The 23,931-nt window shown below is 68.2% G+C and carries 24 protein-coding genes and 1 riboswitch; of the genes, 13 read left to right on the top strand and 11 right to left on the bottom strand.

The window, feature by feature from the left end; translation table 11 throughout:
• Positions 1–10: 10 nt before the first annotated feature.
• The 3 genes from ACIBG5_RS09725 (at position 11) to ACIBG5_RS09715 (ending at position 2,935) form a co-directional block, all read left to right on the top strand.
• Positions 11–553, top strand: coding sequence for a GNAT family N-acetyltransferase (locus ACIBG5_RS09725; RefSeq protein WP_396391123.1), 543 nt, complete (start codon positions 11–13; stop codon positions 551–553).
• 112 nt (positions 554–665) lie between these two features.
• Positions 666–1,718, top strand: a complete 1,053-nt coding sequence (locus tag ACIBG5_RS09720; RefSeq protein WP_396391122.1) for a hypothetical protein — start codon at positions 666–668, stop codon at positions 1,716–1,718.
• Positions 1,715–2,935 carry a hypothetical protein gene (locus ACIBG5_RS09715; RefSeq protein ID WP_396391121.1) on the top strand — a complete coding sequence of 407 codons (1,221 nt, stop codon included), beginning with the start codon at positions 1,715–1,717 and terminating at the stop codon, positions 2,933–2,935. The genes ACIBG5_RS09720 and ACIBG5_RS09715 overlap by 4 nt, the downstream gene beginning before the upstream one ends.
• A 79-nt stretch (positions 2,936–3,014) precedes the next feature.
• Here ACIBG5_RS09715 and ACIBG5_RS09710 read toward each other — a convergent pair whose 3' ends face one another.
• Positions 3,015–4,439 (bottom strand): MFS transporter, encoded by a 1,425-nt coding sequence (locus ACIBG5_RS09710; RefSeq protein WP_396391119.1) that lies wholly within the window; start codon positions 4,437–4,439, stop codon positions 3,015–3,017.
• Positions 4,440–4,530: 91 nt separating this feature from the next.
• On the opposite strand from ACIBG5_RS09710, the gene ACIBG5_RS09705 reads away from it, so the two are divergent.
• Genes ACIBG5_RS09705 through ACIBG5_RS09695 form a run of 3 tightly spaced genes read left to right on the top strand, consistent with a single transcriptional unit; the run spans position 4,531 to position 6,036 of the window.
• Positions 4,531–5,202: a TetR/AcrR family transcriptional regulator gene (locus tag ACIBG5_RS09705; RefSeq protein ID WP_396391118.1), complete on the top strand. Its 672-nt coding sequence runs from the start codon at positions 4,531–4,533 to the stop codon at positions 5,200–5,202.
• Positions 5,203–5,796 carry a GNAT family N-acetyltransferase gene (locus ACIBG5_RS09700; RefSeq protein WP_396391117.1) on the top strand — a complete coding sequence of 198 codons (594 nt, stop codon included), beginning with the start codon at positions 5,203–5,205 and terminating at the stop codon, positions 5,794–5,796.
• Positions 5,797–5,850: 54 nt separating this feature from the next.
• Positions 5,851–6,036 carry a YegP family protein gene (locus ACIBG5_RS09695; RefSeq protein ID WP_396391116.1) on the top strand — a complete coding sequence of 62 codons (186 nt, stop codon included), beginning with the start codon at positions 5,851–5,853 and terminating at the stop codon, positions 6,034–6,036.
• Between the two features lie 62 nt (positions 6,037–6,098).
• Here ACIBG5_RS09695 and ACIBG5_RS09690 read toward each other — a convergent pair whose 3' ends face one another.
• A complete protein-coding gene (locus tag ACIBG5_RS09690) occupies positions 6,099–6,461 on the bottom strand; it encodes a YciI family protein (protein ID WP_396391115.1) in 363 nt (120 codons plus the stop codon).
• Between the two features lie 94 nt (positions 6,462–6,555).
• Here ACIBG5_RS09690 and ACIBG5_RS09685 point away from each other — a divergent pair, with 94 nt between their 5' ends.
• Positions 6,556–7,518 (top strand): threo-3-hydroxy-L-aspartate ammonia-lyase, encoded by a 963-nt coding sequence (locus tag ACIBG5_RS09685; RefSeq protein WP_396391114.1) that lies wholly within the window; start codon positions 6,556–6,558, stop codon positions 7,516–7,518.
• Positions 7,519–7,790: 272 nt separating this feature from the next.
• Positions 7,791–7,982: riboswitch (cyclic di-AMP (ydaO/yuaA leader) on the top strand.
• Positions 7,982–8,839 (top strand): NlpC/P60 family protein, encoded by an 858-nt coding sequence (locus ACIBG5_RS09680; RefSeq protein WP_396391113.1) that lies wholly within the window; start codon positions 7,982–7,984, stop codon positions 8,837–8,839. (Overlaps the previous riboswitch by 1 nt.)
• 102 nt (positions 8,840–8,941) lie before the next feature.
• On the opposite strand, the gene ACIBG5_RS09675 is transcribed toward ACIBG5_RS09680, so the two are convergent.
• Together ACIBG5_RS09675 and ACIBG5_RS09670 are read right to left on the bottom strand one after the other, a co-directional pair.
• Positions 8,942–9,598, bottom strand: coding sequence for a response regulator (locus tag ACIBG5_RS09675; RefSeq protein ID WP_393394099.1), 657 nt, complete (start codon positions 9,596–9,598; stop codon positions 8,942–8,944).
• Positions 9,595–10,785: a histidine kinase gene (locus tag ACIBG5_RS09670; protein ID WP_396391112.1), complete on the bottom strand. Its 1,191-nt coding sequence runs from the start codon at positions 10,783–10,785 to the stop codon at positions 9,595–9,597. Before ACIBG5_RS09670 ends, ACIBG5_RS09675 begins: the two co-directional genes overlap by 4 nt.
• Before the next feature lie 143 nt (positions 10,786–10,928).
• Here ACIBG5_RS09670 and ACIBG5_RS09665 point away from each other — a divergent pair, with 143 nt between their 5' ends.
• The 3 genes from ACIBG5_RS09665 (at position 10,929) to ACIBG5_RS09655 (ending at position 13,065) form a co-directional block, all read left to right on the top strand.
• The gene (locus ACIBG5_RS09665) at positions 10,929–11,816 is read left to right on the top strand and encodes an ABC transporter ATP-binding protein (RefSeq protein ID WP_396391111.1); all 888 of its coding nucleotides are present in this window, start codon (positions 10,929–10,931) and stop codon (positions 11,814–11,816) included.
• A 51-nt stretch (positions 11,817–11,867) separates the two neighbouring features.
• Positions 11,868–12,674: an ABC transporter permease gene (locus ACIBG5_RS09660; RefSeq protein WP_396391110.1), complete on the top strand. Its 807-nt coding sequence runs from the start codon at positions 11,868–11,870 to the stop codon at positions 12,672–12,674.
• A 205-nt stretch (positions 12,675–12,879) separates the two neighbouring features.
• Positions 12,880–13,065, top strand: a complete 186-nt coding sequence (locus ACIBG5_RS09655) for a DUF3073 domain-containing protein (RefSeq protein WP_393394111.1) — start codon at positions 12,880–12,882, stop codon at positions 13,063–13,065.
• A 176-nt stretch (positions 13,066–13,241) separates the two neighbouring features.
• Here the strand turns inward: ACIBG5_RS09655 and purM are convergent, their stop codons facing one another.
• Entirely contained in the window at positions 13,242–14,330 is a 1,089-nt protein-coding gene (purM, locus tag ACIBG5_RS09650) for a phosphoribosylformylglycinamidine cyclo-ligase (RefSeq protein WP_396391109.1), read from the bottom strand.
• A gap of 44 nt (positions 14,331–14,374) precedes the next feature.
• Positions 14,375–15,937 (bottom strand): amidophosphoribosyltransferase, encoded by a 1,563-nt coding sequence (gene purF / locus ACIBG5_RS09645; RefSeq protein WP_360442350.1) that lies wholly within the window; start codon positions 15,935–15,937, stop codon positions 14,375–14,377.
• A 320-nt stretch (positions 15,938–16,257) separates the two neighbouring features.
• Here purF and ACIBG5_RS09640 point away from each other — a divergent pair, with 320 nt between their 5' ends.
• On the top strand, positions 16,258–17,241 hold the full coding sequence (locus tag ACIBG5_RS09640; protein ID WP_396391108.1) for a LuxR C-terminal-related transcriptional regulator: 984 nt from the start codon (positions 16,258–16,260) through the stop codon (positions 17,239–17,241).
• Positions 17,242–17,251: 10 nt separating this feature from the next.
• Here ACIBG5_RS09640 and ACIBG5_RS09635 read toward each other — a convergent pair whose 3' ends face one another.
• Genes ACIBG5_RS09635 through ACIBG5_RS09620 form a run of 4 tightly spaced genes read right to left on the bottom strand, consistent with a single transcriptional unit; the run spans position 17,252 to position 21,423 of the window.
• On the bottom strand, positions 17,252–18,622 hold the full coding sequence (locus tag ACIBG5_RS09635) for an NAD(P)(+) transhydrogenase (Re/Si-specific) subunit beta (protein ID WP_396391107.1): 1,371 nt from the start codon (positions 18,620–18,622) through the stop codon (positions 17,252–17,254).
• A complete protein-coding gene (locus tag ACIBG5_RS09630; RefSeq protein ID WP_131361547.1) occupies positions 18,619–18,924 on the bottom strand; it encodes an NAD(P) transhydrogenase subunit alpha in 306 nt (101 codons plus the stop codon). Before ACIBG5_RS09630 ends, ACIBG5_RS09635 begins: the two co-directional genes overlap by 4 nt.
• Positions 18,921–20,045 carry an NAD(P) transhydrogenase subunit alpha gene (locus ACIBG5_RS09625; RefSeq protein ID WP_396391106.1) on the bottom strand — a complete coding sequence of 375 codons (1,125 nt, stop codon included), beginning with the start codon at positions 20,043–20,045 and terminating at the stop codon, positions 18,921–18,923. Before ACIBG5_RS09625 ends, ACIBG5_RS09630 begins: the two co-directional genes overlap by 4 nt.
• 43 nt (positions 20,046–20,088) lie before the next feature.
• Positions 20,089–21,423 (bottom strand): dipeptidase, encoded by a 1,335-nt coding sequence (locus ACIBG5_RS09620; RefSeq protein ID WP_396391105.1) that lies wholly within the window; start codon positions 21,421–21,423, stop codon positions 20,089–20,091.
• 131 nt (positions 21,424–21,554) lie between these two features.
• Between ACIBG5_RS09620 and ACIBG5_RS09615 the strand changes: the two genes are divergently transcribed.
• Positions 21,555–22,496: a hypothetical protein gene (locus ACIBG5_RS09615; protein ID WP_396391104.1), complete on the top strand. Its 942-nt coding sequence runs from the start codon at positions 21,555–21,557 to the stop codon at positions 22,494–22,496.
• Here ACIBG5_RS09615 and ACIBG5_RS09610 read toward each other — a convergent pair.
• The gene (locus ACIBG5_RS09610) at positions 22,493–23,905 is read right to left on the bottom strand and encodes a serine/threonine-protein kinase (RefSeq protein WP_396391103.1); all 1,413 of its coding nucleotides are present in this window, start codon (positions 23,903–23,905) and stop codon (positions 22,493–22,495) included. The two genes, ACIBG5_RS09615 and ACIBG5_RS09610, sit on opposite strands and share 4 nt — an antisense overlap.
• Positions 23,906–23,931: the final 26 nt, after the last annotated feature.

The raw sequence follows: 23,931 nt of genomic DNA, 5'->3' as shown, positions 1-23,931 counted from the left end.
AGGATCTACGGTGCGAGAATTTCGAGAGGTTGGCCGATCGCAGATTTCTGTCTGCCACTTGACCCCGGACGACTGGCGAACCCTTAGAGAATTGCGACTGCAGGCGCTGGCAGATTCTCCTGAATCATTCTTCGGTGACATCTCCGCCGAGCGGAACTACAGCGAGAAGCAGTGGCGTCAGGAGCTTGATCTAAGCGTTTGGCTCATGGCGACGTTCGATGCGAGACAAGTCGGTCTTGTAAAACTGAACTGCAACGCTCGCTCGCACGACGACCTGCATCTCGAGGCTCTCTGGGTCGCTGCGGACATGCGCCGCCGAGGAGTGGGTGAGACCCTGGTCTGGGCGGTGGAGAATACGGCGGCGACCAAGGGAGCACAAGAGCTGCGACTCTGGGTCTTCACCGAAAATCACTCGGCTCGAGATTTCTATTTACGACTGGGTTACACCGGACCGCTGGACACACAGGAGATCAAGTCGAACGGCCGCCGCAGGCACGAACAAGAGTTCTTGAAGCACATCAAGGTCGTCGGATCGCCTGCGAACTCGGAGTAGCTTTCAGCGTTTGGTGAACTAGGGCATAATTTTAGGTGACCGAGCGCTCAGCGTCGTTTCCGCGCGGCGGCGCGAATGGCTGGCATGACGAGAGATCTCCCAGGAGTGCATCTTGGCCCCTTCGCCCGATGCCGTGCGACTTGCCAGGAGACTTCGGGACCTGCGGGAATCCCAGCGATTGACCCAGTCCGAGCTGGCGCGCGCGCTCAGCACCGACTCGCGTGTCGCGGTTGCGACGATCAGCTCGTGGGAGTCGCAGTCCAACCCCAAACTGCCTCCGGAGGAACGGCTACGCGCGTACGCCCTGCTCTTCTCCAGAACTGACGACACGTCTGCGCGAGTACGCCGTGAGCATGAGTTGAGTGCGGACGAGCGGGAACGCTTCCAGACGCTTCATCGTGAACTGCTCGGCCTGCGTGACGCGGTTCGCCACCAACTCGATCCGCCGGTCGATGGGCCGTACACCTTCGACTTCGAATCCGGCCGCATCACGCTGATCTGTCCGGAGCTGCCAGTCGACCTTCGTTCGCCGCTGGCGGAGGAGGACGACGCGAACCACACGCGGTTGTACAGGTATGCCGACCTCGACGCGCTGATCGAGATGTGGGGCCACGTACGCGCTTCGAACCCAGAGCTTCCCGTACAGCACCGTCTGCCCACCGAGATCCGCGCAGACGACCTGTCCGACCATCTGATTCTGCTCGGGGGCATCGGGTTCAACAGCGTCACCAGCCGGCTGATGCGCGTGCTGGACGAACTCCCCATCGAGCAAGTGACAGTCCCCGACCTGAACGACGGCGAGATCTTCCGATCACGCGACGGGGCGGAGTATCGGCCGTTGTGGGACGCCTCGGGCGACAGCCAACCGCGAGAACTGGTCGAGGACGTGGCACTCCTCGTTCGGCTGCGCAATCCGTTCAACCACAGCCGGACCATCACGATCTGCAACGGTGTCTACAGTCGCGGCGTGCTGGGCGCCGTCCGCACCCTGACTGATGACGCGGTCCGCGAGCGAAACGAGGCGTACCTCGCGCACCGGTTCCCCGGCGGATCCTGTGCGCTGCTCCTGCGAGTCCCGGTGGTCAACGGCACAACCGTCAGTCCCGATCTCGAGATCCCGCAGAACCGGCTCTTCGAGTGGTGTCCAGAGGAGCCGGACGGGTGAGCCGCCAGTTCAACCACGGGCCGTCTCACGCGTCACTGCTTCGCGATGAGCAGGCGGGTCGCGTGCCGCGATCGCGCACTCGACTGGACGCCATCGTGGTGCCGACCGCACGACCGGCGTCAGGCTTGCAGGACATCATCACCCTCTCCGCTTCACTCTCGATACCGCTGGTCATCCTGTGCAGCCAGCAAGCTCAGCTCGCACAGGTCGCACAACGTGTGGAGAAGACGTTCGGAGCCCGCGCGCTCGTGGTCGAGGTGCCCGAGAACTACAGCTTGCCTTTCGATCTCCCGGGGACGTCGGGAGCGGAGTTCAAGCAAGCTTCTGCCAGCAGGTCCAGCGACCTGAGCGTCAAGCGAAACCTCGGCTTGTTGCTCGCGCTGATGCGCGGCTGGAGCAAGATCATGTTCGTCGACGACGACATCAGCCGCATCGCGCACCCAGCTGTCGCGCGGATGACCGGCCAGCTCGATCGGCACCCGGTGGCGTCCATGATCTCCCGGTACTTCCCCGACAACTCGGTGGTCTGTCATGCGCGACGCCTCGTCGGGTTCAAACAGGATGTGTTCGTCAGTGGCGCGACGCTGGGTGTCAACTTGCGCGACCCCAGGCTGTCCTTCTTCGCCGACATCTACAACGAGGACTGGTTCTTCTTCGCACGTCACGCCGCCGCCCGGTCCTTGCCGAAGGTCGGTGAGGTACAGCAAGCGGAGTACCTGCCCTTCGCGGATCCGACCCGCGCGGACGAACAAGAGTTCGGCGACCTGCTGGCGGAGGGGCTCTACGCGATCTTCGACAGCATGCCTGGCTCGACCTTCGAAGAGCAGTTGGCAGCCGCCACGCGACCGCGGTACTGGACGGACTTCACCGAGATTCGGCGGGCCATGATCGATGAGACCCTCGGCGCACTTCTCCGCGAGCAGCTCAGCGCCAGTCCGGCCGGATACCTGGACGTGCTGGACGCACAGCGTTCACTGCAGACCGCCGAGAAGAGAGCAGCGAGCATCTCAGCTGACCTGTGTGTGGAGTTCATCAACCGGTGGCAGGAGGACGAGATCAGGTGGCAGCGGACGCTCCGGAGCGATATCCACGTTCACAGCGAACCCGATGCACTGGCCGAACTCGGGCTGCCGACTTGGACGTCGTGCGGGTTCGGTACGAAGCCAAGGAGACGCAGGAGGCGGTTCAGGCTGGGGCGGGACCTCGGCGCGGGATGACGACGCCGATACGCGGGCCCGCCTCCTGGGGCTCATGAGGCAACCCCGGCCGCGCAGGCGGCCGGGGTTGTTGGGTGGGTCAGGCGGCGGCGGTGGCTTCGGTTAGTTGTTCTGAGGTGGGTTGGAGTTGGGGGGATGCGAGGGTGAGGAGGACGTTGGCTACGGCGAAGGCGGCGGCTACCAAAAGGCCGCGTTCGAAGCCGGCTTGCAAGGCGTGTTGCTGAGTGGCGCCGTGGGTCAGCTCGTTGGTGGTGTGGGTGATGGACAAGGTCGTGACGATGGCCAGACCCAGTGCACCACCGACCTGGTACATCGCGTTGACCACACCGGACGCAGCGCCTGCCTCCTGCGGCTGTACTTCGGAGACAGCGGTGATCTGACCAGGTACGCCGACCCCGATGATGCCGAAGCCGAAGATGATGAACCCGGGGAGCAACTGGGAGGTGTAGCTGCCGGACGCATCGGCCTGCGAGAGAAGCAGCAGACCGCCCACGCTCAGTACTGCGCCGGCCAGCTGCACCGTACGCGTTCCAACGCGCTGCACGAGCTGCGAAGCCAGGACCGCCCCGAGGATCGCCGCACCACCCATGGGCAGGAAGTGCACGCCGGCGTCGAGCGCACTGTCTCCACGGACCTGCTGCAAGTAGATAGCAGTCAGGAAGAACATCGACAGGAACCCAGCACCGTTCAGAGCAAGCGATGCGCTCGAGACACTCAACGCACGCGACCGGAACAGCCGCAGCGGCACCAGCGGAGCAGCAGACCGTCGTTCCACCACCACGAAGGAGATCAGCAGCGCCACTCCGGCGACCAGTACGCCGACCACCTCGAACGAACCCCAACCAGCAGGCTCCGACCGCACCACGCCGTACACGATCGCCATCAGGCCCGCCGTACCGAGCACTGCGCCAAGCGTGTCGAACGTACGCCGTCCGGAGTGGTGCCGTACGTCGGGGACGAACGACGGAATGAGTGCGACCAGAGCGAGCACGATCGGCACGTTGACGAAGAACACCCACTGCCAGCTGAGCGAGTCGACCAGCAGACCGCCGGCCACGACGCCGAGCGTTCCACCGAGACCGGCAAGACCGCCCCACACGCCCATCGCGATGTTCCGCTCCCGCCCGTGCGCGAACGTCATGGTCAGGATCGCCAGCGCCGCCGGCGACAACAGTGCACCACCGAGACCCTGTACGGCGCGCGCACCGATCAGGAACTCGGGTGAGTTGGACAATCCGGCCACCAGCGAGGTGACACCGAACAGCAGCAGGCCCGCGACGAACACCCGGCGCGGCCCGAGCAGGTCGGCCATCCGCCCGCCGAGCAGCAGGAAGCCGCCGAAGAGCAGGGTGTAGGCGTTGATCACCCACTGCAGGGAGTCGGCGGAGAAGTTCAGGTCCGCCTGGATGTGCGGCAGCGCGACGTTCACGATCGTCACGTCGAGCACCACGATGAACTGCGCTAGGGCCAGCACCGCCAGGGTGGCCCAGGGACTGCGTCGCATGCCTACCTCACTCAGAACGAGAGTCTACGTTGTATGTATACGCTGTATGCGTACTCCGTAGACGGTAGGTCTACGGTGTAAACTTGTCAACGTGATTGCCAAAGAACCCGTTCGCCGCCTGGATCCGGACAAGGTCGTCGACAGCGCACTGGCCCTCGCGGACGTGGAGGGACCGGCCTCGGTCACCCTCCGCCGTCTGGCGACCCAGCACAGCGTCACGCCAATGGCGCTGTACCGGCACTTCAAGGACAAGGACGATCTGCTGGCCGCCCTCGGCGACCGGCTGCTCGCGGACGTCGTAGTGCCGGAGCCGACGAACGCGCGCTGGGACGAGCAGCTGACCGAGGCGCTGACGGAGTTCGTGACGGCGCTCCGTGCGCACCCGAAGCTGGCGGACCTCACGCTGACCCGGATCCTGGTGTCCGAGGCGGGACTGGCGATGTCCGAGCGGATCATGGAACTGCTCACCGAGGGCGGATTCTCGATCGACGACGCGGCCGAGGTCGGCCGGCAGTCCGTCTGCTCGCTGATCTCCCTGGTGACCACGGACCCGATCACCCGCGAGGTGACTGACCCGGTCGCGCGCGAGGATTCCCTACGGATGAAGCGTGCCGCCCTGGCTGGCCTGTCGCCGCGGAAGTACCCGCTGATCACGGCTGCCGCGGACACCCTGATCTGCCCGACCTCCACCGACCGCTACTACGCCCTGGGGATCGAACTCGTGGTCGCGGGCATCTGCGGCGTACTGAAGAAGGAGCAGTAGTTGGCACTCAGCGTCATCACCTACCTGCAGCAGCACAGCCCGGACGAGCTGGTTCCGGCCCGCAAGCAGCCGGTGGAGATCCGCCGGGTCGAGGAGGTCTCACCGGAGTTCGGGCGGTACCTTTACACCGCCGTCGGCGGCCACTGGCACTGGTTCGGCAAGCTCGGCTGGAACTGGGACCAGTGGGTCGACTGGCTGAGCCGCTCCGGTTTCGAGACCTACGTCCCGTGGGCCGGCGGCATTCCGGCCGGGTACGTCGCGATGCGCGGGGCCGGCAGCGAGGTCGAGATCGAGAACTTCGGACTGCTGCCCGGATTCATCGGCCGTGGGCTCGGCGGCCACCTGCTGACGGTCGGTCTGCGGAACGCGTGGACCTTGCACGAGCGGCACGAGAGCGTCGATCCGATCACCCGCGTCTGGGTGAACACGAACACGCTCGACGGTCCGGCCGCGCTGGCCAACTACCAGGCGCGCGGGCTGAAGCCGTACAAGACAGTCGAAGAGGAGCGCCCGGACGGCGACGGCCCGTCGCCCGGTCCGTGGCCGGGCTGGTCCGGCCCGCCCGGCGTGGTGCGCGAGGTTCCGGCGGGCTGACGGCGCTACGCTCCCGACACGGACAGTGACAACAATCCTCACGGAGGTAGACCGATGGCGGGGAAGTTCGAGCTCTACAAGGACAAGTCGGGCGAGTTCCGGTTCCGGCTGAAGGCCGGCAACGGCGAGGTGATCGCGACCAGCAGCGAGAGCTACTCGAGCAAGGCCGCGGCGCTGAACGGGATCGAGTCGATCCAGAAGAGCGCCCCCGAGGCGAAGATCGACGACCAGACGGACTGAAACCCACAGAAAACAAGGGGTTCTCCACAACCTGTGGAGAACCCCTTTGCTGTCGGCAACGGTCAGAGACCTTCCTCGAAGACCACCGGCCGGATCTCGATACCGAGGCCCTCGATCGCGGCGTCCGGGATCATCGCCGCCAGCTCCTGGGCCCGCTCCGCCGACGCCACGTCGATCAGGTAGTAGCCGCCGAGGAACTCCTTCGCCTCCACGAACGGCCCGTCCGTCACCGCCGGTACGCCGTCGCGGACCTTGACCACCGTGGACTTGGCCGGCTCGGCCAGCGCAACGGTGCTGTGGAACTCGCCCGACTCCTTCATGGTCGCCATCACCTTCTGGTGACCGGCGCCGATCGCCTGCTGCTCCTCCTCACTCAGCGCGGCGAGAACGTCGGGGTTGATGTTCATGATCAGTAGGTACTTCACGATCTCTCCTTCACCACAGCCCCCGGTGCGGGGGCCTCTCGACGATGAGTACGGAGCCGCCCGGGCGATCTTGACATCGCGATAGCCTCGCCCCATGGCCGAGCTGAGTCTCACAGATGTCCGGGCCGCCGCCGAGCGCATCGCCGGGGTCGCCCACCGTACGCCGGTCCTCACCTCGAGGACTCTGGACGAGCGGGTCGGAGCCCACGTCTTCCTCAAGGCGGAGAACTTCCAGCGGATCGGCGCGTTCAAGTTCCGCGGCGCCTACAACGCGGTGAGCCGGTTGTCCGCCGACCAGCTCCAGCACGGCGTGGCGGCGTACTCGTCGGGGAATCATGCGCAGGCCGTTGCCCTCGCGGCCCGGATCGCGGGGACGGTCGCGGTGATCCTGATGCCCGAGGACGCTCCCCCGACGAAGCTCGCGGCCACCCGTGGGTACGGCGCTGAGGTCGTCACGTACGACCGGTACACGCAGGACCGGGCCGCCCTGGCCAAGGAGTTGGCCACCGAACGTGGGCTCACGCTGATTCCGCCGTACGACCACTACGACGTGATGGCGGGGCAGGGGACGGTTGCGCTCGAGCTGATCGAGGAGGTCGGCCGGCTCGGCGCGCTCCTGGTCCCGGTCGGCGGCGGTGGGTTGATGGCCGGCTGCGCGACCGCGGCGACGCTGCTGTCGCCGGGAATCCGGATGATCGGCGTCGAGCCGGAGGCCGGCGACGACCACGCCCGGTCGTTGGCCGCGGGCGAGCGGGTGGAGATCGACGTACCGCGGACGATCGCGGACGGGCAGGCGATCTCGTCACCCGGCGAGCTGACGTTCGCGGTGAACCGGCGGCTGGTGGACAGCTTCGAACTGGTCAGTGACGACGAGATCGTGGCCGCGATGGCGTTCGCGTTCGAGCGACTGAAGATCGTTCTGGAGCCGAGCGGGGCCAGCGCGCTGGCGGCACTGCTGGCCGGGCGGATCCAGGGTCTGCCGGAGCGCGTCGGGGTGGTGCTGTCCGGCGGGAACGTGGGGCTGGACCGGTTCCGCGAGCTGCTCGGAAATAGCTGAATTCTCAGGCACCTTAGGCTGCCCTGCGCACTCGTTGTGCCCGTTGTCACAGAGAGCCACAAATGAAATGTGACTGGAGTCACACCGAGCCGCTGATTCGCCGTCTGAGCCTCGCTCAGACACGCTCAGGACACCTTGTGTTCACCCCAACTCCCTGATCCGTCAGGGAGCCGTTGAGGGCCTTTCCAGAGGGTCCCTGTGGATCTGAGGGTTTGCGTCGTGATCGTTCTGTTATACAGTCGTCGGCGGTTCGGTAAACAACACGGACCGCACATGTGTGAACGCCGAGCTCTGCCAGGCACATGTGCTCCCCTCGAAGAACCATGGCAGAGGTGGGGGACCCAGGAGGTTGGGTCTCGACCGTGAGTGGTCGGAACCCTGGGGTGAAGTCCGCGGGAGCGGACCGGGCGATGAATCCCAGCCCGAACCCGACAGCTAACTTCACAGGCGTCGGGAGACAACCATGCCCGTCACTGCCCGGCGGACGTCGCTTTGGCGCGCCGTCAGCCAGCCCAGCGAGGCCAGTACCGTCCGGCCGATCGGCCGGACCGTCGCCAAACACCGCAAGAACACCAAGTCCGGCGCACCCCGGGGGGCGGCTGCCGCAGTCCTGTCGGTTGGCCTTGCTGTCGGCGGTGGAGCCGCGATCAGCGTCACCACCAGCCCGGCGCCCGCTTCGGCGGCCACCACCGCCCTGACCCCGGCCCAGATCCGCGGCAACGCACCGATCAACAGCCACCCGTACCTCCGGCGCGGGGACAAGGGCAAGACGGTCTCGTACGTGCAGCGTGCCCTGCACCTCGGGCCGGACGGCTACTTCGGCACCAGCACCTACCGGGTGCTGATCAAGTTCCAGCGCTCCTGGGGCATTCGCGCGACCGGGTACACGGATCCGAAGACCTGGGGCCGGCTCACCTGGGCCGCGAAGCGCGGGATCCTCTACGGTCCGTACGGCAAGCCCGCCGCGTCGACCTTCCGGGCCAGGGTGCTCAGGGAGGCCGCGAAGCTGAAGGGCAGGCCGTACCGCTACGGCGGCACGACCCCGCGCGGCTTCGACTGCTCCGGCTACACCGGCTACGTCTACAAGAAGGCCGGCAAGAAGCTGCCGCGTACGTCGCGAGCGCAGTACAGGGCGACAAAGCACATCAGCCGCAAGTCCGCGAAGCCGGGTGACCTCGTCTTCTTCAAGAGCAGTGGCGGCCGCGTGTACCACGTCGGCATCTACGCCGGCAGAAACATGCTGTGGCACGCCTCGAGGCCGGGCCGCCCGGTCGCGAAGGCGAAGATCTGGACCAGCAAGGTGGCCTTCGGCCGCGTCTGAGTCCGACCCGTCAGCGTCTCCTCCCCCCACGGGCGCCGCTGACCCCGGAACCGGTCCGGGCCGTCGTTCCCCCCACCCCTCCGACGGCCTGGGCCGGTTTCTCTATCCGTCCAGCAGACCGGCCTCATAGGCGAGGATCGCGACCTGGACCCGGTTGGTGGCGTCCAGCTTCACCAGCGCCCGCGACACGTGTGCCTTGACCGTCGCCTCGCTCATGAACAGCGTCCTGCCGATGTCGGAGTTCTGCAGGCCGCGGCCGACCTCGACCAGCACCTCGCGCTCGCGATCGGTCAGCTTGGCGATCCGCTCCTTCGCCGCCCGCCGGCGGTCCGCCCGGGGGTCGGCGGCGAAGTGCCCGATCAGCCGCCGGGTCACCGCCGGCGACAGCATCGCGTCCCCGGCCGCCACCACCTTGATCGCCTGCACCAGCTCGCGCGGCGGAGTGTCCTTCAGCAGGAACCCGCTCGCCCCGGCCTGCAGCGCCCGGAACACATAGTCGTCCAGGTCGAATGTCGTCAGGACGACGATCTTCGGCGGATCCGGCAACGCCTGGACCTCGCGGGTGGCGGCCAGCCCGTCCAGCCGCGGCATCCGGATGTCCATCAGTACGACGTCCGGCCGGTGCTCCTTCACCATCCGCGCGGCGTCGGCACCGTCCTCGGCCTCGGCGACCACCTCGAGCTCGTCGTCCGACTCCAGGATCATCTTCAGTCCGGCTCGGACCAGCGCCTCGTCGTCCACGATCAGCAGCCGCGTCATCGTTCCCCTTCGTCCACATGCACAGGCTCGGCACTCTCCCGGTTGTCCGGCCAGGGCAGCCAGCCCTCGACCCGCCAGCCGCCTTCGGGCGTCGGTCCCGTCGACAGCCGCCCACCGGCCAGCTGGACCCGCTCACGCAGCCCAACCAGTCCGGCACCGGCGCCCGGGAGCAGTGAACCAGCAGCCACCGGCCGCACGTTCGTCACCCTCACCGTCACGCCGTCGCCGCGGTCGCCGTACACGAGGACCTCGGTGGACGCACCCCGGGCGTGCTTGTGCACGTTGGTCAGCGACTCCTGGACCACGCGGTAGACCGTCCGCCCGATCGACACCGGTACGTCGTCCGGCAGCGTGAACTCGCCCGCCACACTCACGCCCGCATCCCGCGACGCCATCACGAGGCGCTCCAGGTCCGCGGCCCGCGGCACCGGAGTCAGGTCGGCCCCGTCGACGCTGACGTCGGAGCGCAGTACGCCGAGAACCTCGCGGAGATCCTCCATCGCCTGCCGCGCGGTCTCCCGGATCAACCGGGCCGACCCCTCGACCTTGTCCGGGCCGACGGCCGGGTTCACCTCGAGGCCGCCGGCGTGCAGGGCGATCAGCGACACCTTGTGCGCCAGCACGTCGTGCATCTCCTGGGCGATTCGGGCCCGCTCGCCCAGCCGCGCCTGCTCACTGCGCAACTCGCGCTCCGCCTCGGCGCGCTCGGCACGATCGCGCAGCGACACCATCAGATCCCGGCGGGCGCCGATGTAGGCGCCGGCCGCGATCCAGCTTCCGATCAGGAACGGTCCGCTGAAGACCGACACCCAGAACCCGCCGCCCTCACTCCACATGTTGAGGACGTAAGCGGCGTACCCGGCCAGTCCGAGGATCGCGAGAACGAGGTCGCGGCGGCGGATCGCCAGGGTCAGCAAGGCGAGACCCATCGGGACGACGAGACCCGCCGTCAGCATCGCGAGCACGCCGATCGCGGTCACGACGGCCGGGAACCGCCGGCGCCAGAACAGCGCGGCCGACGCCACCACGCCGGCGCCCAGGACGTACCAGTCCTTGAGGTCCCAGCCGCCGTCACCGGAGGCCGCCTGAAGGGCGATCGTGAGCAGGCTGAAGCCGACGTACAGGAAGTCGCGCAGGCGCGGGGCATGCCTGACCCACCAGGCGTACCACCGGCGCAACCGTCGCATTCTGTCAGCGTAGTTGCCCGGAGTACGCCGTCTCGTCCCCCATCAGGTGGGGGTCGGGGATGTCCCCGAGAGACTTTCGTAGGGGGTTGGTCGAGCCTGTCGTCCGATGTGCCGAGGGGGCCGGTGACGGTTGACTCGACGTCATGATCACCGTCGAGAACCTGACCAAGCGGTACGGCAGCACCACTGCCGTCCAGGACGTGTCCTTCACCGTCCAGCCGGGAAGCATCACCGGCTTCCTCGGCCCGAACGGCGCCGGCAAGTCCACCACACTCCGGATGCTGACCGGCCTCACGCCGCCCTCGTCAGGCACCGCGACCATCAACGGCAAGAAGTACGCCGACCTGCCGAACCCGGGCCGGGTCGTCGGCGTCATGCTGGACGCCGCCGCGCAGCACGCGGGCCGGAGTGGACGGGAGACGCTCCTGCTCAACGCCAGCCTGCTCGGGGTGCCGAAGACGCGCGTGGACGAGATGCTCGAGGCCGTCGGCCTCAGTCACGCCGCCAAGCGCCGGGTCGGGCAGTACTCGCTGGGCATGCGGCAGCGGCTCGGTATCGCGAGTGCGCTGCTGGGCGATCCCGCCGTACTGATCCTGGACGAGCCGGCCAACGGGATGGATCCGGAGGGCATCCGGTGGATGCGTGGACTGCTCCAGGACTTCGCGTCCCGCGGCGGCACGGTGATCCTGTCCAGCCACCTGCTGGGCGAGGTCCAGGCGACCGTCGACCGGCTGGTCGTGATCGGCGGCGGCCGGATCGTCGCCAACGGCTCGCTGGAAGAACTGCTGTCCGGCAGCGGCACGCTCGTCCGCGGCCTCGACCCGATCGGCCTGAACGAGGCCCTGACCGCGGCCGGTCTGCGGCTGGAGCCGCTGCACGACGGCGCGCTGCGCGTCGACGCCACCGCCGAGCAGGTCGGCCGCGCCGCCGCGGCCGCAGGCCAGATCCTGCTCGAACTGCGCCAGAGCGACGGCGCCGGCCTGGAGGACCTGTTCTTCCAGCTCACCACTCCGGCCGCCGAAGCGGCCTGACCACTTCTCCTGAACGAGCAGTATCAAGCACCGAGTTTGGAGCTCATAGCCATGACCACCGTGACCGACGTCGCGCCCACCACCCCGGCGAAGCACCGGGCCGAGGCGACGACCAGTCTTCCGCCCGTCCGCGGGCAGTCCTTCCTGAAACTCGTCGGCATCGAACTGCGCAAGTCCGTGGACACCCGCAGCGGCAAGTTGCTGATCGGCGCGATCCTGGCGCTGGCCGTCATCGCGATCGGCTGGCAACTGACCCACCTGCCGCAGGGCCCAGCCACCGTCGACGGATTCCTCAGTGCGGCCTCCACCAGCGTGATGCTGTTGCTGCCGGTCATCGGCGTGATGGCGATGACGAGCGAATGGACCCAGCGCACAGCGCTGACCACCTTCACGCTGTCGCCCCGGAGGGTTCGGGTGCAGATCGCCAAATTCGTGTCCGCGATCATCATCAGCATCGTGGTGCTGACCGTGACCAACCTGCTGGCGCTGGCGGGTACAGCGCTCGGTGGCGCGGTCGGCGGCGACGGCTCGTCGTACGCCGGGCTCGGCGGAGCACTGGCCGGCGCGTACCTGACCAGCGCGCTCAACGTGGTGATGGCTGCCGCCTTCGGTGCGGTGATCGCCCAGACCGCGGTCGCGATTCTGGTCTACTTCATCGCCCCGACCGCCTGGTCGCTGGCCGGCCCGGCCCTGTTCAAGGACAACGCGAACTGGCTGGACGTGTTCGGCGCCTTCGGCCGGATCGCGGACCGCGACCTGCACGGCATGGTGCCCGAGACACTGACCTCGATCGCGGTCTGGATCGTTGTCCCAACCATCGTCGGACTGTGGGCAAGCTCACGTCGCGAGGTCAAGTAGCGGGGTCGGACGCGGTGGGGTGGGCCGGTTTGAGGGGACCGGCGCACCCCACCGACGGGGTGATCGGACCTCTTCGGCGGTTCAGCCAGGGGGTCGTGCGTGTGTCGATCCCCGGGTCCGGGTAACCTAGAAGCACGATTACTGACGACTGATCCGTGGGCGCCACGCTGCGTACCCGGTTGACTTGTGCGAGGGGGTCGACGCTATGGGGCGCGGCCGTGCAAAGGCCAAGCAGACGAAGGTCGCTCGCGACCTGAAGTACCGCACCTGGGACACCGACTTGGACCAGCTCAAGAAAGAGCTGTCCGGTGACCAGGGTGGCGACCGTTCTGCGAACGGCGACAACGACGGCGACGAATACGACGCCGACGAATACCACCCCCGTCGGTAAGCAACGACAGCTCGGCTGACCTGCTCAGTGCCCTCGGGTGCTGAGCAGGCTGACCGTGCGCCCGACGTGTTCCACCACACCAGCACCACCCGGAGCGGTCGAGCCTACCCAGAAATCGGTTGCTCGAGCGGGCGGCGCCTGGGTCGGCACGGCCTGAGAGCTACCTGCGCGGGTCCTTACTTGGCGTAGGTGCCTTCCAGGGCGACCGTGCCACCGGGCGTCGCGGTGACCTCACCGCAGACCCAGGCCGGGATGTCGCGGGACGCCAGCTCGGCGATCGCGGCGTCAGCGGACGACGGGTCGAGTACGGCGACCATGCCGGCACCCATGTTCAACGTCTTCTCCAGTTCGGGCAGAGCGACGTCGCCGAGCAGCCCGACCAGGCCGAAGATCGGCGCCGGCGCCCAGGTCGACCGGTCGATGCGGACCGAGAGGGCCTCGGGGATGACCCGGGCCAGGTTCGCCGCGAACCCACCGCCGGTGATGTGCGACATCGCGTGCAGCGGCTTGGCGTCACCCTCGACGTCGCCGTTCAGCTCCGCGATCAGCTCCAGGCAGTGCTTCGCGTACACCCGGGTCGGAGTCAGCAGCACCTCGCCCAGCGTCATACCCAGCTCCGGCACGACCCGGTCGAGCGTCCAGCGGGCGCGGTTGAAGAAGACGTGGCGGACCAGGGAGTACCCGTTCGAGTGCAGGCCGGAGGAGGCCATCGCCACGACGACGTCGCCCGCGCGGACTCGCTCCGCACCGAGCACCTCGTCGGCCTCGACCACACCGGTCGACGCACCGGCCACGTCGTACTCGTCCGGCTCGAGCAGGCCCGGGTGTTCGGCGGTCTCCCCGCCGACGAGCGCCGTACCGGCCTCCACGCACGCCTCGGCGATGCCCTTCACGATCTGCGCGATCGTCTCCGGGACCACCTTGCCGGTGCAGATGTAGTCGGTCATGAACAGCGGCTCGGCGCCGCAGACGACCAGGTCGTCGACGACCATCCCGACCAGGTCGAACCCGATCGTGTCGTGCTTGTCCAGCTTCTGCGCGATCGCGACCTTCGTCCCGATCCCGTCCGTCGAGGTCGCCAGCAGCGGCCGCCGGTACGACGTGAGCGCGGTCGCGTCGAACAGCCCGGCGAACCCGCCGAGCCCGCCGACCACCTCCGGGCGGGTCGCCTTCGCCACCCATTCCTTCATCAGCTCGACGGCCCGGTCACCGGCCTCGATGTCGACTCCGGCAGCGGCGTAGCTCGCGCCTTCGCTCACGTTCATCTCCTCGATACTCCGGCGGTACGACGTACGCCGGGCTGATCTGGCTACGGACGGCTCAGGGCGTCGGCGGCACCGGCGCCACCGGAGACCGTGGCCAGGCCGTCGACGTCGGTGGACACCGGCAGCTCCAGCAGGTGCTTGCCGAGCTGCTCCGGATCCGGCAGCGCGACCGGGTAGACCCCGTCGAAGCACGCACGGCAGAGCTTGTCCTTCGGCACTGTGGTCGCCGCGATCAGGCCGTCCAGGCTGATGTAGCCGAGCGAGTCGGCGCCGAGCGAGCGGCAGATCTCCTCGGTGTTCAGCCCGTTCGCGATCAGTTCGGCGCGGCTGGCGAAGTCGATGCCGTAGAAGCACGGCCACTTGACCGGCGGCGCCGTGATCCGGACGTGGATCTCCTTCGCGCCGGCCTCGCGCAGCATCCGGATCACCGCGCGCTGGGTGTTGCCGCGCACGATCGTGTCGTCGACCACGACCAGCCGCTTGCCCTCGATCACCTCGCGCAGCGGGTTCAGCTTCAGCCGGATCCCCAGTTGGCGGATCGTCTGGCTGGGCTGGATGAACGTGCGGCCGACGTACGCGTTCTTGACCAGGCCCGATCCGTACGGGATGCCGGACGCTTCGGCGTACCCGATCGCGCCGGGCGTCCCGGACTCGGGGGTGGCGATGACCAGGTCGGCGTCGGCCGGGTGCTCGCCGGCCAGCCGGCGGCCGATCTCGACGCGGGTGGAGTAGATCCGCCGGCCGGAGATCTGGGTGTCCGGGCGGGCCAGGTAGACGAACTCGAACAGGCAGCCCTTCGGGTCCGGCTCGGCGAACCGGGTCGAGCGCAGGCCGTCGGCGTCGACCGCGACGATCTCGCCCGGCTCCACCTCTCGGATGAACGAGGCGCCGACGATGTCGAGGGCAGCGGTCTCGCTGGCGATCACCCAGCCGCGCTCCAGCCGGCCCAGCACCAGCGGGCGGATGCCCTGCGGGTCGCGAGCGGCGTACAGGGTGTTCTCGTCCATGAAGATCAGGCTGTAGGCGCCCTTGACCTTCGGCAGCACCTTCGCGGCCGCCTGCTCGATGGTCAGGTCCGGGTACCCGGCGAGCATCGAGGTGAGGATGTCGGTGTCGGAGGAGGCGCCGTGCTTCGCGTTCGCCTTGGCGTGCTCGACGTCGGCGTCCAGACCGAGATCGAGGTCGCCGCCGCCGTTCAGGCTCTCGGCCAGCTCACCGGTGTTGGTCAGGTTCCCGTTGTGCCCGAGCGCGATCGACCCGGTCGCGGTCGACCGGAACGTCGGCTGCGCGTTGGCCCAGACACTGGACCCGGTCGTCGAGTACCGGCAGTGGCCGATCGCGATGTGTCCGCGCAGCGACGCGAGGGTCGCCTCGTCGAACGCCTGACTGACCAGACCCATGTCCTTGTAGACCAGAATCTGGCTTCCGTTGCTGACTGCGATGCCAGCCGACTCCTGCCCTCGATGCTGCAAGGCGTAGAGCCCGAAGTAGGTGAGTTTGGCAACCTCTTCCCCGGGTGCCCAGACCCCGAAGACGCCACACGCGTCCTGCGGTCCCAGGTCCTGCGGGTCAAGGTCATGGGTTAGCCGACCATCGCCACGAGCCACGGCGTCAGTCTACGGGACGTCACGGGGTGCCCTGGCCCGATCCGATGGCCGGGCACAGGGAGCCCGTCGTACGACTACTCAGTGGAAAGCTACGGTCACCAGCAGAGCACCGGGATACAGCCCGGTTCACTGCCTCCGGCCGCCGACGCGGTGAGTGGGGCGCCGCCCAATGTCAGCACCGCGGCCACACCAACTACAATGAGCAATTTCCTGATCACACATCTGTCCCTTCGAAAATGAGCCGGAACCGGCTGAGGAGTGCTCTGTGTCGACGCGCTCTGTATATGGTCGGTTCCGACAAGACTGAGAAGGAGGAGGACGTGCTCGAGCCGCTGGGTGTTGATGAAGCCACCTTCGCGGTTTATCACGCCCTTCTCAGCCACCCAGACAGTACGCCCGAGAACATTGCCGCGCTAGTAAAAAGGCCGGTGACCGAGGTTCACGAGCTGATGGAGAAGCTCCGCAGGCTGGAGCTGCTCGTCCCGACCTGGACGAACCCCGACGGTGAGCACGCGGTGCACCCGCGGGTTGGCCTGACCGGCCTGGCCGAGCGCCGCCGGACCGAGTTGAACAAGATGCTCGGCGAGCTCAAGGAAGCCGAAGCCTCGGCCGAGGTGCTGGCCGAGCAGTACAACGAGCTCCTGACCGCGCGCAGCAGTGGGGACGTCGAAGTGCTCAACGGCCGGGCGAACGCCTCCCGGCGGATCGAAGAGCTGGGCCTGAAGGCCAAGGACGCGCTGTGGGGCCTGGTGCCCGCGCACATCGACGACGTCACCCACCCGTTCGACAAGTCGCCGGATGTTCCGTTGCTCGAGCGCGGGCTACGGATGCGGACCGTCTATCTCCAGAGCATCACCTCGTCCAAGCAGGCACTGGACTACGCCGCGGCCATGCACCAGCTCGGCGGCGAGATCCGGGCGACGCCCACGCTGCCGCTGCGGCTGCTGATCTTCGACCAGGAGATCGCGGTCATGCCGATGGACCCGGAGAACCCGACCGTCGGCGCGGTCATCCACCGCAGCCCCGCCGTGGTCTCGGTCGCGCTCGCCTTGTTCGACTCCTACTGGGCCCGGGCCACCGAGCTCTTCGACGCGGACGACCGGGAGGACAACGCGCCCCTGACGCCCCACGAGGCCGAAGTACTGCGGCTGCTCGCGGGCGGCGCGAAGGACGAACAGGTCGCGCGTCTGCTGGGCATCTCGTTGCGGACGGCCCGGCGAATCACCGCGACCCTGTCGGAGCGCCTCAATGCCGCCAGCCGCTTCGAGCTGGGTGTGGCGGCAGCGAAGCGCGGCTGGGTCTGACCGCCTCCGGTCAGACGCTCTTCAGTGCGGCCAGAAGCTTGGTGAGGGATTCGCGGGCGTCGCCGAACAGCAGGGTCGTCCGGGGGTCGTAGAGGAGCTCGTTCTCGATGCCGGCGAATCCCGGACGCATGGAGCGCTTGAGGAAGATCACCCGCTGCGCCTCGTCGGCGTTCAGGATCGGCATCCCGTAGATCGGGGCGCTGGGCGTGTTCCGCGCGGCGGGGTTGACGACGTCGTTGGCGCCGACCACCAGGACGACGTCCGTCGACTTGAAGTCGCCGTTGATGTCGTCCATCTCGCGCAACTGGTCGTACGGCACCTGGGCCTCGGCCAGCAGCACGTTCATGTGGCCGGGCATCCGGCCGGCCACCGGGTGGATCGCGTAGTCGACCTTCACGCCGCGGCTCTGCAGCTCGTCGACCAGGTCGCGCAGCGTGTGCTGCGCCTGCGCCACGGCCAGCCCGTACCCGGGCACGATGATGACCTTGTTCGCGTACCCGAGCAGGATGGCGACGTCTTCCGCGCCGCCGGAGATGACCGGCCGCTCGGACGGCGCACCGCCACCCAGAGTCGAACCACCGCGGACGGCACCGAAGAGGATGTTGAAGACGGATCGGCCCATCGCGTCCGCCATCAGCTTGGTCAGCAACGTACCGGCGGCGCCGACGAGCGTGCCGGCCACCAGCAGCAGGGTGTTGCCGAGCACGTAACCGCCCGCGGCCACGGTGAGGCCGGTGAAGGCGTTCAGCAGCGAGATGACGATCGGTACGTCGGCACCGCCCACGGGCAGCACCAGCATCACGCCGACCGCAAGACCGACCAGGCAGAGCAGTACGCCGACCCACACGCGCGGATCGGAGACGAGCCAGCCGGCCAGCGCGATCCCGCCGATGATCGAAGCGATGAAGAGCACCGGCAGACCGGGGAACGTCACCGGCCGGGTGGTCATCAGTTCCTGTAGTTTGGCGAACGTCACGATCGAGCCGGAGAAGCTGACCGCACCGACCAGGATGGTGAACGCGGTCGCGATCGCGGCCACCGTCGCGTCGGCGCTGACCTCGCCGAGCTCGATCAACGCGACCAGCGCGGCCGCGCCACCGCCGACACCGTTGAAGAGGGCAACGAGCTGCGGCATGTGCGTCATCTGCACCCGGCGCGATCCGACCACACCGACGACCGTGCCGGCCGCCAGCGCGATCAGGATCGGCGTCAGGTGATCGGGCTTGTAGGCGACGAAGGTGATGATGACGGCGAGCACCGCGCCGGCGGCACCGAGCAGGTTGCCGGCCCGGGCACTGCGGGGCGACGACAGCGCCTTCAGCGCGATGATGAAGCAGACCGCGGCGACCAGGTAACCGATCTGGGCCCAGGTGGGGATCACTTGCGCAGCTCCTTCTTGCGTGCCCCCGGGCCTTTGAACATCTGCAGCATCCGGTCGGTGACCACGAATCCGCCGACCATGTTGACGGTCGCGAGTACGACGGCCAGGAGCCCGACGACCACCACGATCGCGGAGTCGGCCTGCCCGGTGACGATGATGGCGCCGACCAGGATGACGCCGTGGATGGCGTTCGCGCCGGACATCAGCGGGGTGTGCAGGGTCGAGGAGACCTTGCTGATCACCTCGACCCCGACGAACGCCGCAAGGACGAAGATCGTCAGCAGCGCGATGGACTCGGTCACAGGGACTGTCCTTTCAGGAGCTCGCGGGTCGGCTCGTGGAGCACGCTGCCGTCGTGGGTGACGCAGCAGCCGCGGACGATCTCGTCGTTGAAGTCCGGATCGAACGAGGCGTTCCGGGTCATCAGGCGGATCAGGTTCGCGATGTTCTGACCGTAGAGCCGGCTGGCCGGTCCGGCCATCTGGCTGGCGACGTTCGCGCCGCCCCAGACCAGCGCGTTGCCGATGGTGAGCTCGGTGCCGGCCACCGAGCCCTCGACATTGCCGCCCTGCTCGGAGGCCAGGTCGACGACGACGGAGCCGGGCTTCATCTGCTCGACCATCGCTCGCGACACCAGGATCGGCGCGGTCCGCCCGGGTACGGCGGCGGTCGTGATCAGCGCGTCCGCGGCGGCGACGAACGGGGTCAGCAGCTCACGCTGGAGCTGGGCCCGTTCCGGCGTCATCTCGCGGGCGTACCCACCGGGGCCGTCCAGGGTGCCGAGCTCGAGCTCGATCGGCTGCGCGCCCATCGAGGCGATCTCCTCGGCGGCCGCGGTCCGGACGTCGTACGCCCTGACGACGGCGCCGAGCCGCTTGGCGGTCGCGATGGCCTGCAGGCCGGCGACGCCGGCGCCGAGGACCAGGACCTGGGCCGGCGGCACGGTGCCCGCCGCGGTCATGCTCAGCGGGAAGAATCGCGGCAGCCGCTCGGCCGCCACGATCGCGGCGCGGTACCCGGCGACCAGCGCCTGGGAGGACAGCGCGTCCATCGACTGGGCGCGCGAGATCCGCGGGACGAGCTCCATCGCGAACGCGGTGAGCTTCGCCGTGGTTGCGGTGCGGACCACATCCGGTGGATTCGTCGGCAGGAACGACATCAGCGCCGTACCGGCGTGCAGCCGCTGCAGGCGTTCCCGCTCCAACGGCTGGACCGACGTCACGATGGTGGCCGCGTGGTCGGCGCCCCAGGCGACCTCGGCACCGGCATCGCGGTACTGGTCGTCGGAGTACAGGGCCCGTTCGCCGGCGGCCGGCTCGACCGCCACCTCGTAGCCGAGCTCGATGAGTTTCGCGACTTGTTCCGGCACCAGCGCGACCCGGCGCTCCGCCGGTCTGGTCTCCCGTACGACTGCGATCTTCACTCGCCGAAACCTATGCCAAACACTGGGTCGCCGGAAAGCCCGGTCACGCTTGGTTCGCCAAGTTCTGAAGGAGAAGGGCTTCGGCCAGGCAGACCTTGGTGAACTCGGCGAGGTGCAGGCCCTCGTCGATGCCGTGGGCGCGGGTGTCCGGATCCTCCACGCCGGTGACCAGGATCGAGGCCTCCGGGAAGGTCTGCTGGAACTCCGCGATGAACGGGATCGACCCGCCCATGCCCATGTCGATCGGCTCGACACCCCACGCGGTCTGGAATGCGGACCGGGCCGCTTCGTACCCGGCGCCGCGCGCGTTCACGCTGCAGGGCTGGCCGTTCTGTCCCTCGGTGACGGTGACCTGCGCACCCCAGGGCGCGTGGTTCTCGAGGTGTGCCTTCAGCGCCGCGCTCGCCTTGATCGCGTCGTCGCCCGGCGCGACCCGCAGGCTCACCTTGGCCCGCGCGACCGGCACCAGGGTGTTGCTGGCCTCCGCCACGGACGGCGCGTCGATGCCCAGTACGGCGATCGACGGCCGTGTCCACAGGCGGTCGACAAGCGAACCCGAGCCGGTCAGCCGGACGGAATCCAGCACACTCGACTCGGCGCGCAGCCGCGCTTCGGGATAGTCCACATCCGCCGCCCGCGAAGCGTGCAGCCCGTCCACCGCGACGTCACCCTTGTCGTCGTGCAGGGTGGCGAGCAGGCGGCACAGCGTCGACAGTGCGTCCGGGATCGGCCCACCGAACAACCCCGAGTGGACCGCGTGATCGAGCGTCCGCACCTCGACGTACGCCTCGACCAGGCCGCGCAGCGACACGGTCAGCGCCGGCCGGCCGACGTCCCAGTTGCCCGAGTCGGCGATCACGATCGCGTCGGCGGCGAGCTCCTCGGAGTAGTCGTCCAGCAACTGCAGCAGGGTCGGCGAGCCGATCTCCTCCTCGCCCTCGACGAACACGGTCACACCCACCGGCAGATCGTTGCCGAAGGCCCGTACAGCGGCCAGGTGCGCGGCGATGCCGGCCTTGTCGTCGGCGGCACCCCGGCCGTACAGCCGGTCGCCGCGCTCGGTCGGCACGAACGGGTCCGAGGTCCACTGCTCGACCGGCCCGGTCGGCTGGACGTCATGGTGCGCGTACAGCAGCACGGTCGGCTTGCCGGCCGGCGCGGCCTTCTTCGCGATCACCGCGGGCGCGCCGTCGCCGGCCCGGACGATCTTCACCGTGAACCCCTCGGCCTCGAACAGCGCCGCGGTCGCCTCGGCGGAGCGTTGGACGTCGGCCGCGCGGGCGGGTTCGTAGCTGACCGACGGGATCCGGATGAGGTCCTCGAGGTCGGCACGGACACTGGGCAGAACGCGGTCGATCGCCGCGGACAGATCGGTCATGCGCCTACCGTACGGCGTCCGTTCCCGACCTCGCCGCCCGGAATGCTGTGGTCGTTACTGGCCATGTTACTGATTGTCGTCATACGCTAAGACTCTCGTAGGTTTCCGCCCGACCGAAGAGGACTTCACTCATGGCCCGTCGCCCCCTCGCCATCCTGACCGCCGTCGTCACGTCCGCGGCCGCACTGACCGCCGCGCTGCCCGCCAGTGCAGCGATCACCTGCGACACCGCCACCACCGGCGGCGCGACCTTCTACGACGGCCCGTCCGCGTCGAAGAAGTACGACGCCCGGTTCAGCAACAGCGCGAGCATCCCCAACCTGAGCACCTACACCCCACAGGGCGCGGGCACTTGGTACAACTGGGACGGCTCCGGCAAGAACCTGCTGCTGGTCGGCTCGTACCGCGCCGGCGCCGACTCGCAGATCTACGGCATCGACCCGGCCACCGGATCGACCGTCGGCGTGGTCGCGATCGCCGAGTCGCACGTCGGCGGCATCACCGTCAGCAAGGGCTGGGCGTTCGTGTCCGGCGCCGGCAGCAGCATCCGCAAGTACAGCCTGACCTCGCTGCGGGACGCCCTGAAGGCAGCGGGTACGCCGTACCTCGCGCAGGTGGGGACCGCGCGGGACGTGGCCGGCGCGTCGTTCATCGGCAGCTACGGGGACTCGCTGTTCTCCGGGACGTTCAACGAGACCGGCCGCGGGACCATGTACGAGTACAAGATCGCCGACGACGGAACGTTGACCACAGTGGCCGGCGCGTGGGAGGTGCCGACCAAGACGCAGGGCCTGACGGTCACCGCCAACCACTTCATCTACAGCACGTCGTACGGGCGTGGGAACCGCAGCAACCTGTACGTCGTGAAGCGCGGCCAGAAGGATCTGGACGCCGCCGCACTCAGTTGCTTCCGGGCCCCGAGCATGACCGAGGGCATCACCGAGTACAACGGAACGGCGTACCTGGTCTACGAGTCCGGCTCATACCTCTACGCCTCGGACCCAGCCACCCTCAACGTCATTCCCCGGCTGCACAAGGCCTCGATCTCGTCTTTGACGTCCCTGGTCCCCTAAGGCTTGTACTCCGCGGAGTCCAGCACTGCCTGACGCTTCTTCGGGTTGTCCTCACGGACCTGGACGCGGAGCAGAGTCGACTCGCTCACCTTCCGGTACTGCTCCACAACGGTCGGCACGTTGTTGCAGCTGTACCGGAAGGTTGCGGTCGTGTCAGAGGTTTCCGGAGTCAGCGACGTACAGCCCTCGGGCGCCGTCGCGCTCGTGGGCAGCGTCGACGAGGCCACCAGACCGAGGTAGACACCCTCGACGCTCGTATCCGTCTGCCATGCGGCGGTCTCGGTGGCGACCAGCAACTGCGTGTCTGCCTGCGCCTTCTGGGACCACTCGCGCGGGACCTCCACCGACAGTCCGTTGGCTTCCACCTTCACCGGGCGACTCAAGACGTACCGATAGCCGCCGTACCCGCCGCCGACTGCCAGTACGACGGCCAGCACTGTCGCGATCACCCGGGACCGGCCGGACCGCTTCGGGGGAACCGCGACGGTCGGCTCGTTGGCACTGACCAGAGCGGTCTCCTGGTCGACCCCACCGGCCGTCTTGGGCACAGGCGTCGGCATCTCGGCCGCCGGCACCAGTCCGACCGGGACCTTGCCGGTGGCGTGGGCCTCCCGCAACGCGTTGAGGAAGCTGTCCAGATCCGGCCACCGCTTGTCCCGGTCCGGCTCGAGTGCACGACGTACGACGACGTCGATCGCGTCCGAGACGTCCGCGCGCAGTGTCGTCATCGACGGCGGCGGTGACTCGATCTGCATCACCGCACCGAGGCTCGCCACACCATGCGGCGCTTGGCCGGTGAAGGCGGCGTACGCGACCGCTCCGAGCGAGTAGAGGTCCGCCCGGTGGTCCAGCCGCTCGCCGCGCACCTGCTCGGGCGCGACGTACGCCGGAGTGCCGCCGGGCATGGTCAGCTGGGACACGTCCTGAACCGCTTTACCCAGACCGAGGTCGCCGAGCATCGCGCGGTCACCATCCGGCTCGGTGCGGAACAGCACGTTGGCCGGCTTCACGTCGCGATGCAGAACGCCGCGCGTGTGCAGGTGCTTGAGGCCCTTGCCGACCTCGGTGATGACGCGGACCGCTTCGCCGAGCTCGAGCGAACCGGCCTTGATCCGGTCCGCGAGCGTCCCGCCGTCGGCGTAGGTGAGGACCATGTACGGTCGTCCGTCCTCGGCCTCACCGATGTCGTGCACCCCGACGACGTACCGCGAGTCGACCTTGCGCAGAAAGCGTCCCTCGGCCAGGAACCGTCGGCGGACGTCCTCGTCGTCGACCCACAGGTCGGACAGGATCTTGACCGCCACCTCGGCGTCCAGCTGCTCGTCCCGGGCCAGCCAAACCGTCGCGAAACCACCGGCACCGACCCGGCGGACCAGGGCGTACCGGCCGATCCGCGCTGGCTGGTCCATGCACGCATTATGCTCGATCGCTCGGC

Origin of the sequence: Kribbella sp. NPDC050241 (assembly GCF_044459685.1) — a bacterium.
Taxonomy (GTDB): Bacteria; Actinomycetota; Actinomycetes; order Propionibacteriales; family Kribbellaceae; genus Kribbella.
The sequence above is the reverse complement of the archived record's forward strand: the minus strand, read 5'-3'. Positions and strand labels throughout refer to the sequence as shown.

Bases quoted from the DNA above. Each gene is read 5' to 3' on its own strand.
- ACIBG5_RS09710 (WP_396391119.1), bottom strand. From the start codon at position 4,439: ATGCGACGCAGTCCCTGGGCCACCCTGGCGGTGCTGGCCCTAGCGCAG.
- ACIBG5_RS09695 (WP_396391116.1), top strand. From the start codon at position 5,851: ATGGCGGGGAAGTTCGAGCTCTACAAGGACAAGTCGGGCGAGTTCCGG.
- ACIBG5_RS09685 (WP_396391114.1), top strand. From the start codon at position 6,556: ATGGCCGAGCTGAGTCTCACAGATGTCCGGGCCGCCGCCGAGCGCATC.
- ACIBG5_RS09680 (WP_396391113.1), top strand. From the start codon at position 7,982: ATGCCCGTCACTGCCCGGCGGACGTCGCTTTGGCGCGCCGTCAGCCAG.
- ACIBG5_RS09675 (WP_393394099.1), bottom strand. From the start codon at position 9,598: ATGACGCGGCTGCTGATCGTGGACGACGAGGCGCTGGTCCGAGCCGGA.
- ACIBG5_RS09670 (WP_396391112.1), bottom strand. From the start codon at position 10,785: ATGCGACGGTTGCGCCGGTGGTACGCCTGGTGGGTCAGGCATGCCCCG.
- ACIBG5_RS09665 (WP_396391111.1), top strand. From the start codon at position 10,929: ATGATCACCGTCGAGAACCTGACCAAGCGGTACGGCAGCACCACTGCC.
- ACIBG5_RS09660 (WP_396391110.1), top strand. From the start codon at position 11,868: ATGACCACCGTGACCGACGTCGCGCCCACCACCCCGGCGAAGCACCGG.
- ACIBG5_RS09655 (WP_393394111.1), top strand. From the start codon at position 12,880: ATGGGGCGCGGCCGTGCAAAGGCCAAGCAGACGAAGGTCGCTCGCGAC.
- purM (WP_396391109.1), bottom strand. From the start codon at position 14,330: ATGAACGTGAGCGAAGGCGCGAGCTACGCCGCTGCCGGAGTCGACATC.
- ACIBG5_RS09620 (WP_396391105.1), bottom strand. From the start codon at position 21,423: ATGACCGATCTGTCCGCGGCGATCGACCGCGTTCTGCCCAGTGTCCGT.
- ACIBG5_RS09615 (WP_396391104.1), top strand. From the start codon at position 21,555: ATGGCCCGTCGCCCCCTCGCCATCCTGACCGCCGTCGTCACGTCCGCG.
- ACIBG5_RS09610 (WP_396391103.1), bottom strand. From the start codon at position 23,905: ATGGACCAGCCAGCGCGGATCGGCCGGTACGCCCTGGTCCGCCGGGTC.